We start from the raw sequence: 16593 nt of genomic DNA, 5'->3' as shown, positions 1-16593 counted from the left end.
CTCCCTGCGCCGATGATCCGCCTGTTCAAGCACTATATCCCGCACGCCGTGATCCTTCTCGGCCTGCTGGATCTCGCGCTGCTGGTGGTGGCGAGCGAGATGGCGTGGCAATTGCGCGCAGCCCAGATCGAGATGGATGCGGGGCCAATGGCGGAGCGCTGGCTGCCATTGCTGGCGACGGCGGGCGTGGTGTGGCTGGCGATGATCTCGGTCGGGGTCTACGGTCCCTATGCCCTGCGCTCGCTGCGCTTTGCGGGCGCGCGGCTGCTGGTGGCGATCAGCCTCGGCATCATCGCATTGGCGACGATCGATTTCATCCTGCCGGGAAGCACCTTCTGGCGCTCCACCCTGCTTTACGCGATGGGGTTTGCGATCCTTGTGCTCGTCGCGGACCGGCTGCTGCTCAATTCCTTCCTCGGCTCCTCGGCCTTTCGCCGGCGGGTCATGGTGCTTGGTGCGGGCGACCGGGCGCAGCGCCTGCGCGAGCTCGCCGAGCGGCCCGAAAGCGGATTCGCCATCGTCTCCTACATCGCCATGGGCGAGCCCGAGCGTGTCGTCGAGGAGGCGATCGCGCGCGAGGCGATCCACGATCTCGGCCGCTTCGTCGAGAATCTCGGCGTGTCGGAGGTCGTCCTCGCCCTGCAGGAGCGGCGCAATGCGCTGCCGCTGAAGGATCTCTTGCGGATCAAGACCAAGGGCGTCCACGTCAACGATTTCTCCAGCTTCATGGAGCGTGAGACGGGCCGGGTCGATCTCGACACGGTGAACCCGTCCTGGCTCATTTTCTCCGACGGCTTTTCGGGCGGGCGGATGTTCTCGAGCGCGGTCAAGCGCGTGTTCGACATCGTCGCGAGCTCGCTGCTGCTGCTCGCCACCTTCCCGATCATCGCCCTGTTCGCGCTGCTGGTGAAGCTCGACAGCAAGGGCCCGGCCTTCTTCCGGCAGGAGCGCGTCGGGCTTTACGGGCAGACCTTCCGCATCGTGAAGCTGCGCTCGATGCGCACCGATGCGGAAAAGGACGGGGCGAAATGGGCCGAGGAGAACGATCCGCGCATCACCCGCCTCGGGCGGTTCATCCGCAAGGTGCGGATCGACGAACTGCCGCAGGCGTGGAGCGTGCTGACCGGCCAGATGAGCTTCGTCGGCCCGCGCCCGGAAGTCCCGCAATTCGTAGATGACCTGCAGGAGCAGATCCCCTTCTACGGCGAGCGGCACATGGTGAAGCCCGGCATAACCGGGTGGGCGCAGATCAATTATCCCTACGGCGCCTCGATCGAGGACAGCCGCGCGAAGCTCGAATACGATCTCTACTACGCCAAGAACTACACTCCCTTCCTCGATCTCGTGATCCTGCTCCAGACCGTGCGGGTGATCCTGTGGCCGGAGGGCGCGCGGTGATGGTCGGCGCGTCGGGCATCGCTCCCTTCATCGCACCCTTCTGCATGGTTACGGGGGCGGTGCTGGCCTTTGGCGCCTTGGTGTGGATCGCGCGCTTCGGCGACCGTGCCCGGCCCGACCGCGAGGCGGCGATGGCGGCGAGCGGGCTGACCGGGCTGTGGTGCGTGCTCGGCGCGGCGCTCGGGCCGGATGCGCCCGTGACCGAACTCATCGCGACCGCGCGCAATCTCGCCTTCATCGCGGTCATATTCCGCCTGTTCTCCGCCGACGGGCGCGATGAAAGCCTGAAGCCGATCCGCCCGGTCCTTCTCGCGCTGGTCCTTGTCGAACTGCTCCAGCCGGTCATCCTGGCGCTTGAATTTCGGGTCGAAGCGACACGGCAGCTCGAGGCGGTGATCTTCGAGGTTTCCGCGATCCTTTCGCTGCTGGTCGCGATCGGGGCGCTGATGCTGCTGCACAACCTCTATGCCGGGGCTGCGGCCGCCTCGCGCGTGGTGCTGCGCTGGAGCGGAATCGCGCTTGCCGGCATTTTCGCCTACGATCTCAACCTCTTCACCATCGCCTATCTCGGCGGCGAGAGCCCGGACCTGCTGGTCGCCTTGCGCGGGGCGTTCGCCGGCGCGATGATGGGCGTGCTCGCGGTCGGGGCCAATGCGCGCGGGGCGAGCCTGCAGCTGAGCCCGTCGCGCGCGGTCACGTTCCAGACGCTCTCGCTCCTGCTGATCGGCAGCTACCTGCTCGTCATGGTGCTGGTGACGCGCTCGCTGGCGCTGGTCGGCGGGGACATGGCCCGCACCGGACAGGTCGCCTTCCTCGTCCTCGCCATCGTCGCCGCGGTGATCTGGCTGCCCTCGGAACGCGTGCGCGCGTGGATAAGGGTAATGGCGGCCAAGCACCTGTTCCAGCATCGCTACGATTACCGCGCCGAATGGCTCCGCTTCACCCGCACCATCGGGTGCGGCTCGGGCGGTTCGACGAGTTTCCACACTCGCGCGGTCAAGGCGATCGCCGACATCACCGACAGCCCGGCGGGCCTTCTGCTCGTGCCAAACGAGGAGGCGCAGCTCGAACTCACCGCGCGCTGGAACTGGCCGACCATCGAAGTCCCGGCGATTGCCGGCGAATACGGTCTTTCGGGCCTGCTCGAGCAGCACCACCATATCCTCGATCTCGGCGAAGTGCGCGCAGGGATCGACCATCACGGCGAACTCGCCCAAGTGCCCGCCTGGCTGCGGGAGGCGGAGGATGCCTGGGCGCTCGTCCCGCTCATCCATTTCGAGCGGCTCGTCGGGGCGATAGTCCTTGGCCGGCCGCGGACCATGCGCCAGCTCGACTGGGAGGATTTCGACCTTCTGCGCGTCGCGGGCCAGCAGCTCGCCAGCTATCTCGCCGAACAGGCCGGGCAGCAGGCGCTGATGGACGCGAGCCGCTTCGACGAATTCAATCGGCGCATGGCTTTCGTGATGCACGACATCAAGAATCTCGCCAGTCAGATGTCGCTGCTTGCCGCGAATGCCGAAAAGCACGCCGACAATCCCGCTTTCCGTGCGGATATGCTTGTCACCCTGCGCAAGTCTTCGGAAAAGCTCACCGCGCTGCTTGCGCGGCTCGGACGCTACGGGGCGGGGCAGGCGCAGGAGATGCGCCCGATCGATCTTGCGGCTGTGGCAAAGGGCGTGGCCGAACGCTTTGCCGGGGTGCACCCGGTGGTGCTCACCCGCGAGGAGCCGGTCGAGATCGTGGGCGACCGTGAGCAGCTCGAACAGGCGCTGATCCATCTTGTCCAGAACGCGGTCGATGTCAGCGAAAAGCGCGCGTCGGTGCATCTCGATGTGGTGCGCGACGGCGTCATGGGACGGATCGACGTGGTCGACAGCGGAACCGGGATGTCGCCCGAATTCGTCCGCAATTCGCTGTTCAAGCCCTTCGTCTCGTCGAAACAGGGCGGCTTCGGCATCGGCGCCTTCGAGGCGCGAGAAATGATCCGCGCGATGGGCGGGCGGCTCACGGTCGAATCGCGCGAAGGCATCGGCAGCCGCTTTTCCGTCACTCTGCCCGTGCCCGAGGCCGCGCGCCTCGGCGACGCGGGCGGTCCCGATCCAGCCCCCCAGAACGAGGTCGCATGATGGCTGACAAGAAACCCAACCTGCTGGTCATCGAAGACGACGAGGGCCTGCAGGCCCAGCTCAAGTGGGCCTATGAGGATTTCAACGTGGTGATCGCGGGCGACCGCGACAGCGCCATCGCCGCGCTGCGGGCCGAGACGCCGGCCGTCGTGACGCTCGATCTCGGCCTGCCGCCCGATCCCGATGGAACCTCCGAGGGCTTCGCCGTGCTCGATGCGATCATGGCATTGAAGCCCGACACCAAGGTGATCGTCGCAAGCGGCCACGGCGCGCGCGAAAGCGCGCTGCAGGCGATCGACCGCGGGGCCTATGATTTCTATCAGAAGCCGGTCGATATCGAGCAGCTCGGCCTGATCGTCCGGCGCGCCTTCAACCTCCACCAGATCGAGGCGGAGAACCGCCGCCTCGTCGCCAGTTCCGGCGAGGAGAAGACCGTGCTCGGCCGGCTCATCACCGGCGCGCCGGAAATGGTGAAGGTCGCCCGCACGATCGAACGGGTGGCACGCACCAGTGTTTCGGTCATGCTTCTGGGCGCGAGCGGGACGGGCAAGGAACTGCTCGCCAAGGGGCTTCACGATGCGAGCGACCGCGCCGAGGGGCCGTTCATCGCGATCAACTGCGCGGCGATCCCGGAAAACCTGCTCGAAAGCGAGCTTTTCGGTCACGAGAAGGGCGCGTTCACCGGCGCGGTCAAGACCACCGAGGGCAAGATCGAAAGTGCCAATGGCGGCACGCTCTTCCTCGACGAGGTCGGCGACATCCCGCTGCCGCTGCAGGTGAAACTCCTGCGCTTCCTGCAAGAGCGCACGATCGAGCGGATCGGCGGGAGGAAGGCGATTTCGGTCGACACGCGGATCGTGTGCGCGACTCACCAGAACCTCGAGGCGATGATTACCGAGGGCACCTTCCGCGAGGACCTGTTCTATCGTCTCGCCGAGATCGTGGTGCGCATCCCCGGCCTTGCCGAGCGGCATGGCGATGCGGTGCTTCTCGCCAAGGCGTTCCTCAAACGTTTCGCCAAGGAGATGAACCCCGGCGTCACCGGCTTTGCGCCCGACGCGCTCGCCGCGATCGACCGCCACGAATGGCCGGGCAATGTGCGCGAACTTGAAAACCGGGTGAAGCGCGCGGTCATCATGGCCGACGGCAAGCTGGTGGGCGCCGAGGATCTCGATTTCGCCGCTGCCGAGGAGGAGGAGGCCGAAGTGCTCAACCTCAAGGCCGCGCGCGAACAGTCAGACCGGCGGGTGATCCGCCACGCGCTCGCCCGCAGTGAGGGCAATATCTCGAATACGGCCAAGCTGCTCGGGATCAGCCGACCGACGCTTTATGACCTGCTCAAGCAATATGATCTTTCGGCCTGATCGCGCTTTCGGGCCGCTGCTCGCGGCGGCCCTGGCTCTGGCGGGCTGCGCCGAGGCCGAGCCGGAAAGCGGCCCGACTCCGATCGCCGGGAGCGCGCCTTTCGTCGCGCTGGTCGAAGAGGCGCAGGTGGCGGCGGACGCGGGCGAGCTTGCCGAGGCCGGACGCCTGCTCGACGAGGCGCGCGCGCTCGAACCGGACAACCCGGCCTTGTGGACCGCGATCGCCCGGCTGCGCTTTCGCGGCGGGGAACAGATCGCGGCGCTCGATGCGGCGGAGCGAGCGCTCGAAAGCGATCCCGCTTACGGCCCGGCGCTGCTGATGCGCGCGCAGCTGGTGCGTGACGCGCATGGCCTCAGCGCCGCGCGGCGCTGGTACGATGCGGCGCTGGCGGCGGAGCCCGGCAATGCCGAACTCGCGCTCGACCGCGCGGCGACGCTGGGCGAGAGCGGCGATTACAGTGCGATGCTCGACGCGTTAGAAACCATCGCGGAGGGAACCGAACAGGAACCGCGCGCGCATTTGCTGCGCGCGGTGCTCGCTGCGCGGGCGGGAGAGAACGTGCTGGCGCGCAGTCTCCTTGCGCGCAGCGGCCTTGCCCAAGAGGGCTTGCCGGCTGCCGTGCTGCTCGATGCGCTTATCGATCTTGCACAGGGCAATTCCGACAGCGCGGCGGTGACCCTGGACAATCTTGCGCGCCGCCAGCCCGGTAATGTCCGCATCGCCGATCTCCATGCGCGCGCGCTCTGGCTGGGGCGCAGGGACCGCGAGCTGGTGGACATCCATGAGGCCCGCGCCCGGCGGAAGGACGCTTCGTCCTACCTCCTCGTGACGGTGGGGCGCGCGCTCGAACGGCTGGGGCAGAGGGCCGAGGCGGCGCCTTTCCTCGAGCGCGGGCTTGCCGGGCCCAACGGCGAGATCACGAGCCTGGCGGGCAATGACAGCTTGCCCGGGCCGACCGCGCGCGTGCGCGGCCTGATCGAAGCGGGCGGCGCGGCGGCGGCGCGGGCCGAGGCCGATGCCCTGCGTGCGCGTTTTGCGGCCTCTTCTGACATCGCGGCGCTGGCGGGCGATGTTGCCCTCGCCGCAGGCGATGCCGAGGAGGCGCTCGCGCTCTACCGCGACGCGGCCCGGGTGCGCAGGCCCTGGCCGCTGGCGAAGAAGGCGATTGCGGCCTACCGCCTGCTCGGCGACGAGGAGGCGGCCGATACCCTGCTCGCGCGCCATGTCGCGGGTGAGCCGAACAATGCCGAGGCGCTGGCGATGCTGGCGCGGCGCAGTGTCGCGCGCGAGGACTGGCTGCGCGCGAAGCTTCTGCTCGACCGGGCGATCGCGCTGGGTGCAGGGAGCGATCCGGCGCTGCTGCGGATGCGGGCCGAGAGCGCCCGCGCGCTTGGCGAGAACGGAGAGGCCGAACGCCTTGCAGCCCGCGCCCAGGCGCTCGCCCCGCGCGGTTTCGTGCCGGATTGAGCGGCAAAGCTCGACTTTTTGTCGGGCTGAGGGCAGGGCCGCTCGCCATGCCCGCGCGCCCTGCCATCCTTTCCGACCCGATGATCGCGGTCCTTGTGGCCGCGACCGCGCTTGCACTGCTTCTTCCCGCGACCGGGGAGGCGCGGGGAATGGCGCAGATGGTGTCGAACGGGGCGATCTTCGTGCTCTTCCTCGTCAACGGGATGCGCATCGCGCGCGGCGAGATTGCGCGCGGACTGGTCAACTGGCGCTATTTCGGGCCTCTCCTGCTGTGGATTTTCGGGGTCATGGCGCTGGGCGGGCTTGCGGCGATGCAGCTTGCCCAGCAGGTCCTGCCTCCGCTTGTCGCGCTCGGTTTCCTGTATTTCGGATGCCTGCCCTCGACCGTGCAATCGGCGACGAGCTACACCAGCCTTGCAGGCGGCAATGTCGCGCTGTCGGTGGTGGGCGCGGCGCTGGTCAATATCGTCGGGGTCTTCGTGACCGCGCCGCTCTTCGCCGCTCTCGGTGGAGGCGCAGCGGCGGACATCGGTTACGAGACGATTGTGCGGATCGGCCTGATCCTCGTCTTGCCCTTTGTCATCGGGCAGGCGCTGCAGGGCTGGACGCGCGAATGGGTGATGGAGCGCAAGGCGCGGATCGCCTGGCTCGACCGAGGGGTGATCGGAATTGCGGTCTATGTCGCCTTTTCGGGCGCGGTGGAGCAGGGGCTGGCGGGACTGTTCGGTGCGGGCGAATGGGCGGCGCTGCTGGGGCTGGTGGTCGGTTTCCTCGCGCTTGCGATTGCAGGTGCGTGGATCGCCGGGGGCGTGCTTGGCCTGTCGCGCGCGGACCGGATCGCGTTCCTGTTCGCCGGTTCGCAGAAAAGCGTCGCCATCGGCGCGCCCATGGCCGCGATCCTGTTCGCGCCGGAAATGGCGGGCTTCGTGATCGCGCCGCTGCTGCTCTACCACTTGTTGCAGCTGGTGGTCGCCGCGCCGCTCGCTAGTCGGCTGGCGCTGCGGCCCCGCTAGCCTCGGCCCGCGCTTCGGCGCGGTTGTGGCGGATCGACCAGAGCAGCGACAGCCCGATCAGCACCGCGCCGATCAGCCCGGTGATGGTTTCCGGGATGTGCCAGCGCGCCGAGAGCAGCATGATCGCGCCCAGCACGATGATCGCCCAGAACGCGCCATGTTCGAGATAGCGATACTCCGACAAGGTCCCCGCGCGCACGAGGTGGACCGTTATCGAACGCACGAACATCGCGCCGACCGAAAGCCCGATGGCGATCACGATCATGTTGTTCGACAAGGCGAAGGCGCCGATCACCCCGTCGAAGCTGAAGCTCGCATCGAGCACTTCGAGATAGAGGAACCCGCCAAGCCCCGAGCGCACGATCTGACCGCTCGCCTTCTTCGCCTGCTCGCGCTGCTCGATCCATTCGCCGATAGCATTGACCGCGATGTAGGTGAGCAGGCCCAGCACGCCTGCGGTGAGGAAGGTCAGCGATTCCTCCGGGGTCAGGAGTGTGGACACGCCATAGAGCAAAGCCAGCACCAGCCCGATCTCGACCGCGGGAAGGGTCGAGAACCGGTTGATCGAGCGTTCCAGCGTGCCGATCCAGTGAACCTCCTTGTCCGCATCGAAGAAGAAGGAGAGGCCCACCATCGCCAGGAAGGCTCCGCCGAAACCCGCGATCCCGATATGAGCGGCCGAGACGATGCGCTCGTATTCCTCCGGGTTGCCGAGCGAGAGCTGCACCGCCGCCCACGGCCCGATATTGGCCGCGATGGAGACGATCGCGATGGGAAAGACGATCCGCATCCCGAACACGGCGATCAGGATGCCGATGGTCAGGAAGCGCTTCTGCCAGACCGGGTCCATCTCGCGCAGCACGGTCGCGTTGACGACGGCATTGTCGAAGCTGAGCGAAATCTCGAGGATCGACAGTACGAAGACGATCCACAGGATCGAGAGCGTCCCCGCCAGCGTGCCCGTGCTGGCCCAGCCGTACCAGCCCGCGCCGGCAAGGCAGGCGGCGGTGAAGAACAGCGAGAAGGTGTAAAAGCGAAGCAGGGTCTGCATTGCAGCGGGGGATCCGTATCGAAGGGGGCGCTTTCTCGCGCTCAACCCTTGGGCTGGTAGGTCTGTTCCTCGCCCGGGAAGCTGCGTGCGCGCACTTCGCTGGCATAGGTGGCGACCGTTTTCTCGATCGTCTCCGCGATATTCTCGTAGCGTTTGACGAAGCGCGGCACGCGCTCGAACATCCCGAGCATATCGTCGGTGACGAGCACCTGTCCGTCGCATTTCGCCGAGGCGCCGATGCCGATGGTGGGACATGAGACTGCCTCGGTCACGGCGATCGCGATCGGTTCGACCACGCCTTCGACGACGATCGCGAAAGCGCCCGCCTCGTCCAGCGCCCTGGCATCGGAAACGATCTTCTCGGCTTCCGCATCGGACCTCCCGCGCGCGCCGTAGCCGCCGAGGACGTTGACCGCCTGCGGGGTGAGGCCGACATGGCCCATCACCGGGATCCCTCGCGCATTCAGAAATTCGACCGTCGGGGCCATCGCCGCGCCGCCCTCGAGCTTGACCGCGGCGCCGCCGGTTTCCTTGAGCAGGCGCGCGGCGCTTTCGAATGCCTGCTCGGGAGATGCCTCGTAGGAGCCGAAAGGCATATCGATCACCACCACCGAATGATAGCTGCCCCGCACCACGGCGGCGCCGTGGTTCGCCATCATTTCCATCGTCACCGGGATGGTCGAGGGCAGGCCGTAGATCACCTGGCCGAGCGAATCTCCCACCAGCAAAAGGTCGCAATGGGCATCGAGCAGCTGCGCTTGGCGCGCGGTGTAGGCGGTGAGCATGACCAGCGGTTCTTCGGTCACGCCGTCCACCTTGCGCGCACGAATGCGCGGGACGGTGAGCCGCTTCATCGGCTGCGGGGTGGGATTGGCCCGGCTGGTGCTCGTGTCGAGCTGGAAGGTGGTGGACATGGCCCCGCCCTTAGACCTGCTCCGGTGCAAAGGCAAAGACTGGCCCTTGGCGCGCCGTGCTTTTCGTTGCACTAGGGTCGCAATGGGATAAGCGGCGCGCCGTCACGGCTGCGCGATCAGGGGATTTTCTTCAGCCATGGTAGCATCCACCGGTTCGACGACCCGCGAGGGCTGGTCCTCGCGCAGCGCATTCATTCTCGCCGCGATCGGGGCGGCAGTGGGGCTGGGCAATGTCTGGCGCTTTCCGACGCTTGCGGGGGAGAACGGAGGCGGGGCCTTCGTTCTGTTCTATGTCGCCTGCGTGTTCCTGCTGGGCCTGCCGCTGGTGCTGGCGGAGATCTTCATCGGGCGCACCGGGCAGGACGACGCGGTCGGCTCGATCCGCAAGGTGGCCCAGCGTTCGGGCTCACCGGGCAGCTGGTCGGGCTTCGGCGTGATCGGCGTGATCGCGGCCTTCCTCATCCTGTCCTTCTACTCGGTCGTGGCCGGCTGGGTGCTCTACTATGTCGGCGTGATGGGCGCGGATTTCTTCGGCGCGCTCTTTTCGGGCAATCCCCTGCAGGGCGCGCTCGCGGGGGAAAGCCGCGAGATGATCCAGGGTCGCATGGGCGACCTTTTCGCGGACCCGATGCTGCTTCTCGCCATGCATCTCGTCTTCATGGGCGTGACCCTGTTCATCGTCGCGCGCGGGATCGGCTCGGGGATCGAGGCTGCGGCGACCATCCTCATGCCGATGTTCTTCGTGCTGTTGGTGGGGATCACGGTCTATGGCGCTTTCGTCGGCGAGATCGGCGGGGCGATGGCCTTCCTGTTCACGCCCGATTTCGCCAAGCTTACGCCGCAGGCGATGAACGAGGCGCTGGGACAGGCGTTGTTCTCGCTCTCGCTGGGCGTGGCGGGTCTGATTACCTACGGCTCCTACATCAAGGGGTCTGCGCCGCTCGGCCCGACCGCGCTCACCATCGCCATCGCCGATACCAGCGTGGCGCTGATCGCGGGGCTGATGATCTTTCCGATCGTGCTGGCGGTGGGCCTCGACCCGGCGGCCGGGCCGACGCTGGTGTTCCAGACGCTGCCCTTCGCCTTCCAGACCATGCCTGCGGGCGCGCTGATCGGCCTCCTCTTCTTCGTCCTGATCCTCGTCGCAGCGATCACCAGTTCGATCTCCCTGCTCGAAGTGCCCGTCGCCTGGGGCATCGGCGAGATGGGCTGGAGCCGGCGCACGTCCTCGCTCGTCTTCGGGGGAGGGGCGTTCCTGATCGGGGTCGCGTGCCTGCTGGGCTACAACGTCTGGGCCGACGTGCGCCCGCTCGGTTTCTGGCCGCTGTTCGCGGATACCGACATCCTCGACACCATCGACGGCTTCACCGGCAAGGTCATGTTGCCTGTCGTCGCCTTCTTCACCGCAGTCTTCGTGGGGTGGAAGGCCGACAAGCGGCTGGTCCAGGAGATGACCGGGATGACGGGCTTCTGGCTGTCGGTCTGGCGCTTCCTGATTGCGTGGATCTGCCCGCTGGCGGTCGGTGTGATCCTTGTGACCGGACTGTTTCCTCAGGTCCTGGGTTGAATTTCCGAGGACACGATTGCGGCATTGCAATCGTGTTCCACGTGGAACATAATGGGAACAAAGGGCCGCTTGCCGAGTCCCTTTGCTAAGAGCAGTTCCCATGACGAAATCCGCATCCTCTCCTCACCGCGCAAGCGCGCTCCAGGCTTTTCCCGTCCCCTCTCGTCCGAAGGGAAGCGGTGCGGCGGCGCGGCTGGCGGGCGCCGATCTCGCCACGCTTGCACGCCAGCGCGAAGGGCGCTGGCGACCGGGCCTTGCCGAACAACCGCTTCACAGCGAGATCTTCGCGAGCGCCGGGGATGCGAGCGGGGCGGGTTTCGCGCTGGCGCTCGCCCGCGATGCCCTGGCCGCAGCGGCGGCGAGGCCCGATCCGTTGGCCGAGCCGCAGGACCGCCGCCACGTGCTGTGGGTGCAGGATGCGCGCGCGATCGAGCGGGGCGGGCGGCCCTATCTCCACGGCCTGCCGCGCGACCTGAGGGATCGGCTGATCCACGTCGCCGCACGCAGCCCCGAAGACGCGCTGTTCGCTCTGGAAGAGGGCCTCAGGTGCCGCGATTTCGCCTGCGTCATCGGAGAGATCGCGGGCAATCCGCGCAGCCTCGATTTCACCGCCTCGCGCCGCCTCAGCCTCACGGCGGAGAAGCACGGCATTGCGCTGTGGCTCGTCCGGCTCGAGGCCGAGGCCGACCTTTCCTCCGCCCGGATGCGCTGGCGGGTCGCCGCAGCCCCTTCCGCGCGTCCGCGCTGGAACCACGACGCGCCCGGAGCGCCCGCTTGGGCCGCCGAGCTGTTCCGCGCCCGCTCCCACATTCCCGGACAATGGACCCTTCGCGATGACGACGGACGCCTCCGCGCCGACCGGCCGGCCCGCCCCGAAACCGCCGCCAACCTCAACCCCCGGCCACTACGCCGGATCCTCGCCCTGTGGTGCGCGCGACTTTCGGTCGATCGCTGGCGGCTCGGGCAAGGGCTTGAGGCGCGCGAGGGCGCGGATGCCGAACCGACCGCGCTGATCACCGAAACCGCGCACGGCCCTCGCATCGCCGCCGTCAACGACGCGGGCCGCGCCGCCGGGGTGCAGCCGGGGACGATGCTCGCCGATGCGCGGACGCTCTGCCCCGCCGTGCGCACCGCCCCGGCGGATCCGGCGGGCGACCTTGCCTTTCTTGAGAAACTCGCCGTCTGGGCGCAGCGCTGGGGGCCGTGGAGCGCGCTCGACGCGCCCGACGGCGTGCTGGTCGACGTGACCGCGGTCGCGCACCTGTTCGGCGGAGAGGCGCGGCTGCTGGCGGATGTCGAGGCGGCCTGCACGAAGCGCGGGCTCGCGGTGCGCTGCGCCATCGCGCCGACCGCAGGAGCGGCCTGGGCGCTCGCGCATTACGGGCCGTCGCGGGCCATAGTGGGGCCGGGGGACGACCTCCTCGCCCGGCTCGCCGACCTGCCGGTTGCGGCCTTGCGGCTCGACGAGGACGTGCTGACCGTGCTGCGCCGCCTCGGTCTGAAGCGCCTTGGCGAACTCGCCGGGGTCGCGGGGCACGTACAGGACGGGGAAAGCGAAGCCGCCTCGCGCGATGCGCTCCAGCGCCGGTTCCGCAACCGCAAGTCGCCCGCCGCCAACCCGCTCATCCGGCTCGACCAGATCCTCGGCCGCGTGCCCGAGCCGCTCCTCCCGGTCGTCCCCCAGTCGATGCCGCTCGTCCAGCGCCGCCTCGTCGAGCCGATCCGCCACCGCGACCTGCTCGACCGGGTGCTGGCCGATCTGGCGCAGGATATGGCGCGCGAGCTCGAAGGGCGGGGCGAGGGCGCGCGGCGGCTCGAGATCGCGCTGTGGCGGGTCGACGGCGAGGTGATCGCGCGCCGCCTCGAACTCGCCGCCGCGACGCGCGATCCCGACCACGTCATCCGCCTGTTTTCCGCCAAGCTCGACGATGTCGACGCGGGTTTCGGGATCGAGACGGTGCGCCTTCGCGCCAGCTGGGCCGAACCGCTCGCGCTCGAACAGGGCGAGATCGAGGCTTCGGCGGAAAAGCGCGGCACTTCGCTTGCCGCCTGCATCGACCGGCTGACCGTGCGGCTCGGGACCGAGGCCGTGCGCCGCCCGGTCCCCCGCGCGAGCCACCTGCCCGAACGCGCGGTGCGGTGGCAGGGGCCGCTCGACCCGGTCCCGCCCGCGCAGGGGATGCTCGAATTTCACCGGCGGCCCCTCAAGCTGCTCGACCGGCCGGAGAAGATCGCGGTCCTCTACGCCTCGCCCGACGGCTTCCCCCAGCGCTTTCGCTGGCGGGGCGAGGTGCGCGAGGTCGCCCGGGTCGAAGGGCCGGAGCGGATCGCGCCCGAATGGTGGCGCGAGCGATCGAGCGCGCGGCTGCGCGACTATTACCGGATCGAGGACGCGGCCGGGCGGCGCTACTGGATCTATCGCCACGGGATCGCCGGGGACGGGCGCGGCGGCGACCGCAAGGGCCGCGCGCCCGACTGGTTCCTGCAGGGCCTGTGCGCCTGAACCCCGCGGGCCAGTGTCAGCCATTCGTTAAAGTTTATGCATTAACCGCAAGGGGCAATGAATATGCATTCGATCCCCCGCGCCGCAGAGCGCCGCCCGCTCAGCCTGGTCGTTCGCGGCCGTGTGCGTTCGCGTCCGGTCTATGTCGACCTGCTCGACATTTCCGAGGGCGGCTGCAAGATTCGCGGCGGGCTCGGCTTCGCCAGCATCGGCGACCGGGTGGTGATGAAGGTCGGCGGGATCAACGCCCCGCTGGGTGTGGTCGCGTGGGTCGAGGGCAAGGAGGCCGGGGTCGCCTTCGAAGGCGAGATGCACAGCGCCGTGCTCGATTACCTGTGCCAGTCGCAAGGCGCCTCTGCCGCACCGGAAGAACAGGAGGCGCTGCGCCGGGTCTGACGGGCTGCGCGCGGCGACTTGCAAAGAAAGCACTGGAGCCGCAGCGCGTAGGAACATAAAAGGAACATACACGTGTTCCAGGTTCCAATGGCCCAGCAGCTTTCCCTTCGCCAGAAACTCGAAATCCTCGCCGATGCGGCGAAGTACGATGCGTCCTGCGCGTCCTCGGGCACGGCAAAGAAGGATTCGCGCGGCGGCAAGGGCGTCGGCTCGACCGAGGGGATGGGCATTTGCCACGCCTATGCGCCCGACGGGCGGTGCATATCGCTGCTCAAGATCCTGCTGACCAATCACTGCATCTTCGACTGCCATTACTGCATCAACCGCAAGAGCTCGAACGTTCGCCGCGCGCGCTTCACCCCGCAGGAGGTCGCCGACCTCACCCTGTCCTTCTACAAGCGCAACTACATCGAGGGCCTGTTCCTCTCCTCCGGCATCGTGAAAAGCGCGAACCACACGATGGAACAGCTGATCGAGGCGGCCCGCATCCTGCGCGAAGAGCATGATTTTCGCGGCTATATCCATTTGAAGACCATTCCTGAGGCCGATGCCGAGCTGATCCACGAGGCGGGGCTCTATGCCGACCGGGTCTCGATCAATGTCGAACTGCCGACCGACAGCGGCCTGACGCGCCTCGCCCCCGACAAGAACGCCCGCCAGATCGAGGGCGCGATGGACCGCACGAAGGTGCGCATCCTGCAGGCCAAGGACGAGCGCAAGCGCTTCCGCCACGCGCCGCGTTTCGCGCCCGCCGGCCAGTCGACCCAGATGATCGTCGGCGCGGACGGGGCTTCGGATGTCGACATCATGGGCCGGGCGAGCGCGCTCTACGGCAATTTCGGGCTGAGGCGGGTCTATTACAGCGCCTTTTCGCCGATCCCCGATGCCTCCGCCGTCCTGCCGCTGAAGCGCCCGCCGCTCATTCGCGAGCATCGGCTTTACCAGTCGGACTGGCTGATGCGCTTCTACGGCTACGCGCCGGGCGAGGTGGCCGAGGCCGCTGAGGCGGACGGGAACCTCCCGCTCGACATCGACCCCAAGCTCGCCTGGGCATTGAAATTCCGCGAGCGTTTTCCGGTCGACGTCAACCGTGCGAGCCGCGAGGAATTGCTGCGCGTGCCGGGGCTGGGGACGAAGGCGGTGGCGAAGATCCTCGCCGCGCGGCGGCACCGGACGCTCCGGCTCGACGATCTTGCGCGCCTCACCCAGTCGATCGCCAAGGTCCGCCCCTTCCTCGTCGCGGCCGACTGGCGCCCGACGCGGCTGACCGACCGGATCGATCTGAGGGCAATGCTCGCACCGAAGTCCGAGCAGCTGGAGCTGTTCTGATGACCGTCCCGAGAGCTTCGATGCAGAACGCCTCCCTCGGCGCGCATTACGTCGTCCACATCCCCGAGCCCGACGACTTCGCTTTCTGGCGCGAGCGGGCGCGGGGGCTGATCCAGTGCGACGTGCCGCCCGACCGGGTTTCTTGGGTCGAGCCGGGCGGGACGGGCGATCTCTTCGCGCAGGAGGGACCATCCCGGGGCGAGCGCCGCCTTCCCGTGCCGCCCGAATCCCCGCACGAGGTGCGCGCCAGCAAGCGTTTCATGCAGCTCGCCCGCAAGGCGGCGCTCCATTCCGACCCTTCGCGCTTCGGCCTGCTCTACCGGATGCTCTGGCGGCTCCAGTCCAACCCCCGCGCGATGGAGGACAAGGCCGACCCCGACGTGCGCCGGATCGAGGAGCTCGACAAGGCGGTGCGGCGCGATGCGCACAAGATGCACGCCTTCGTCCGCTTCCGCGAAGTCCGCACCGAAGACGGAGGTGAACACTACGTCGCCTGGTTCGAGCCCGACCACCACATCGTGCGGGCCGAGGCGGGCTTCTTCATGCGCCGCTTCGCCAATATGAACTGGTCGATCCTGACGCCCAAGGGCTGCATCCACTGGGACGGAGAGACCATGCGCGAAAGCGGCCCGGCGCGGCGGAGCGATGCCCCCGGCGGCGATCCGGTCGAGGAACTGTGGCGCTCCTACTACGCTTCCATATTCAACCCCGCGCGGCTGAAGGTCGGGGCGATGCTTTCCGAAATGCCGCGCAAATACTGGAAGAACCTGCCCGAAGCGGCGCTGATCCCCGATCTCATCGCCGGCGCGCAGGCGAGGGAAGCGCAGATGGTCGATCACGGCGCGACAGACATGGGCGAGAAGCCCGAGACGCTCGACAAGGTCGGCGAGGCGATCGCCAAGTGCCGCGCCTGCCCGATCGGCGAGCTCGAAAACCGCGCGGTGATGGGCGAGGGGCCGCGTTCGGCTCCGCTGATGATCGTCGGCGAACAGCCGGGCGACCAGGAGGACGTGACAGGCCGCCCCTTCGTGGGGCCTGCGGGGCAATTGCTCGACGAATACCTCCAGCGCGCCGGGATCGACCGGGGCGGGACTTATGTCACCAATGCGGTCAAGCATTTCAAATACGTCCCCCGGGGCAAGCGCCGCCTCCACCAGTCCCCGGCGGCGAAGGAGATCGACACCTGCCGCTGGTGGCTCGAGGCCGAGCGCGACCTTGTCAAACCCCGCGTGATCCTTGCCCTCGGCGCAAGCGCGGCGCGCGGGCTGCTGGGTAGGACAGTCAGCATTTCCAAAGTCCGAGGGCAGGCCATGCCGCTTGAAGGCGGGGCGGAGCTGTGGGTGACGGCGCATCCCTCCTACCTGCTGCGCCTCGACGGCGAGGCGCGCGAGAGGCAGGCGGCCCTGTTCGAGGCGGATCTTGCCGCAGTGAAGGAGCGGCTCACGGAACTGGAAGCTTAGGGCC

General features: G+C 68.0%; 12 protein-coding genes. 10 read left to right on the top strand and 2 right to left on the bottom strand.

The features are described 5' to 3' along the window. Positions 1 to 12: 12 nt before the first annotated feature. The 5 genes from G9473_RS05685 to G9473_RS05665 are packed head-to-tail and all read left to right on the top strand — an operon-like array spanning position 13 to position 7369. Positions 13 to 1398: a TIGR03013 family XrtA/PEP-CTERM system glycosyltransferase gene (locus tag G9473_RS05685; RefSeq protein ID WP_291137048.1), complete on the top strand. Its 1386-nt coding sequence runs from the start codon at positions 13 to 15 to the stop codon at positions 1396 to 1398. Then, entirely contained in the window at positions 1398 to 3524 is a 2127-nt protein-coding gene (prsK, locus tag G9473_RS05680) for an XrtA/PEP-CTERM system histidine kinase PrsK (RefSeq protein ID WP_291137045.1), read from the top strand. Before G9473_RS05685 ends, prsK begins: the two co-directional genes overlap by 1 nt. Continuing rightward, positions 3524 to 4888, top strand: a complete 1365-nt coding sequence (gene prsR, locus G9473_RS05675; protein WP_291137042.1) for a PEP-CTERM-box response regulator transcription factor — start codon at positions 3524 to 3526, stop codon at positions 4886 to 4888. Before prsK ends, prsR begins: the two co-directional genes overlap by 1 nt. Then, entirely contained in the window at positions 4872 to 6356 is a 1485-nt protein-coding gene (locus tag G9473_RS05670; RefSeq protein WP_291137039.1) for a hypothetical protein, read from the top strand. The genes prsR and G9473_RS05670 overlap by 17 nt, the downstream gene beginning before the upstream one ends. Before the next feature lie 47 nt (positions 6357 to 6403). After that, the gene (locus G9473_RS05665) at positions 6404 to 7369 is read left to right on the top strand and encodes a bile acid:sodium symporter family protein (RefSeq protein WP_291137036.1); all 966 of its coding nucleotides are present in this window, start codon (positions 6404 to 6406) and stop codon (positions 7367 to 7369) included. Here G9473_RS05665 and G9473_RS05660 read toward each other — a convergent pair. Continuing rightward, positions 7341 to 8420, bottom strand: coding sequence for a DUF475 domain-containing protein (locus tag G9473_RS05660; RefSeq protein WP_291137034.1), 1080 nt, complete (start codon positions 8418 to 8420; stop codon positions 7341 to 7343). The genes G9473_RS05665 and G9473_RS05660 overlap by 29 nt on opposite strands. 41 nt (positions 8421 to 8461) lie before the next feature. Beyond that, positions 8462 to 9334, bottom strand: a complete 873-nt coding sequence (panB, locus tag G9473_RS05655) for a 3-methyl-2-oxobutanoate hydroxymethyltransferase (RefSeq protein ID WP_291137031.1) — start codon at positions 9332 to 9334, stop codon at positions 8462 to 8464. Between the two features lie 136 nt (positions 9335 to 9470). On the opposite strand from panB, the gene G9473_RS05650 reads away from it, so the two are divergent. The 5 genes from G9473_RS05650 to G9473_RS05630 all read left to right on the top strand — a co-directional run bounded on the left by G9473_RS05650 (position 9471) and on the right by G9473_RS05630 (position 16589). Next, complete coding sequence (locus G9473_RS05650) at positions 9471 to 10901, top strand: sodium-dependent transporter (protein ID WP_291137028.1); 1431 nt, start codon at positions 9471 to 9473, stop codon at positions 10899 to 10901. A 100-nt stretch (positions 10902 to 11001) separates the two neighbouring features. Further along, on the top strand, positions 11002 to 13404 hold the full coding sequence (locus G9473_RS05645) for a DUF6504 family protein (RefSeq protein WP_367159625.1): 2403 nt from the start codon (positions 11002 to 11004) through the stop codon (positions 13402 to 13404). A 63-nt stretch (positions 13405 to 13467) separates the two neighbouring features. Then, positions 13468 to 13800 carry a PilZ domain-containing protein gene (locus tag G9473_RS05640; RefSeq protein WP_291137025.1) on the top strand — a complete coding sequence of 111 codons (333 nt, stop codon included), beginning with the start codon at positions 13468 to 13470 and terminating at the stop codon, positions 13798 to 13800. A gap of 87 nt (positions 13801 to 13887) precedes the next feature. Then, positions 13888 to 15129, top strand: a complete 1242-nt coding sequence (locus tag G9473_RS05635) for a putative DNA modification/repair radical SAM protein (protein WP_291138271.1) — start codon at positions 13888 to 13890, stop codon at positions 15127 to 15129. Continuing rightward, complete coding sequence (locus G9473_RS05630; RefSeq protein WP_291137022.1) at positions 15129 to 16589, top strand: UdgX family uracil-DNA binding protein; 1461 nt, start codon at positions 15129 to 15131, stop codon at positions 16587 to 16589. Before G9473_RS05635 ends, G9473_RS05630 begins: the two co-directional genes overlap by 1 nt. Positions 16590 to 16593: the final 4 nt, after the last annotated feature.

Origin of the sequence: Erythrobacter sp. (genome assembly GCF_011765465.1) — a bacterium.
Lineage (GTDB): Bacteria > Pseudomonadota > Alphaproteobacteria > Sphingomonadales > Sphingomonadaceae > Erythrobacter.
The sequence above is the reverse complement of the archived record's forward strand: the minus strand, read 5'-3'. Positions and strand labels throughout refer to the sequence as shown.

Bases quoted from the DNA above. Each gene is read 5' to 3' on its own strand.
- G9473_RS05685 (WP_291137048.1), top strand. From the start codon at position 13: ATGATCCGCCTGTTCAAGCACTATATCCCGCACGCCGTGATCCTTCTC.
- prsK (WP_291137045.1), top strand. From the start codon at position 1,398: ATGGTCGGCGCGTCGGGCATCGCTCCCTTCATCGCACCCTTCTGCATG.
- prsR (WP_291137042.1), top strand. From the start codon at position 3,524: ATGGCTGACAAGAAACCCAACCTGCTGGTCATCGAAGACGACGAGGGC.
- G9473_RS05670 (WP_291137039.1), top strand. From the start codon at position 4,872: ATGATCTTTCGGCCTGATCGCGCTTTCGGGCCGCTGCTCGCGGCGGCC.
- G9473_RS05665 (WP_291137036.1), top strand. From the start codon at position 6,404: ATGCCCGCGCGCCCTGCCATCCTTTCCGACCCGATGATCGCGGTCCTT.
- G9473_RS05660 (WP_291137034.1), bottom strand. From the start codon at position 8,420: ATGCAGACCCTGCTTCGCTTTTACACCTTCTCGCTGTTCTTCACCGCC.
- panB (WP_291137031.1), bottom strand. From the start codon at position 9,334: ATGTCCACCACCTTCCAGCTCGACACGAGCACCAGCCGGGCCAATCCC.
- G9473_RS05650 (WP_291137028.1), top strand. From the start codon at position 9,471: ATGGTAGCATCCACCGGTTCGACGACCCGCGAGGGCTGGTCCTCGCGC.
- G9473_RS05645 (WP_367159625.1), top strand. From the start codon at position 11,002: ATGACGAAATCCGCATCCTCTCCTCACCGCGCAAGCGCGCTCCAGGCT.
- G9473_RS05640 (WP_291137025.1), top strand. From the start codon at position 13,468: ATGCATTCGATCCCCCGCGCCGCAGAGCGCCGCCCGCTCAGCCTGGTC.
- G9473_RS05635 (WP_291138271.1), top strand. From the start codon at position 13,888: ATGGCCCAGCAGCTTTCCCTTCGCCAGAAACTCGAAATCCTCGCCGAT.
- G9473_RS05630 (WP_291137022.1), top strand. From the start codon at position 15,129: ATGACCGTCCCGAGAGCTTCGATGCAGAACGCCTCCCTCGGCGCGCAT.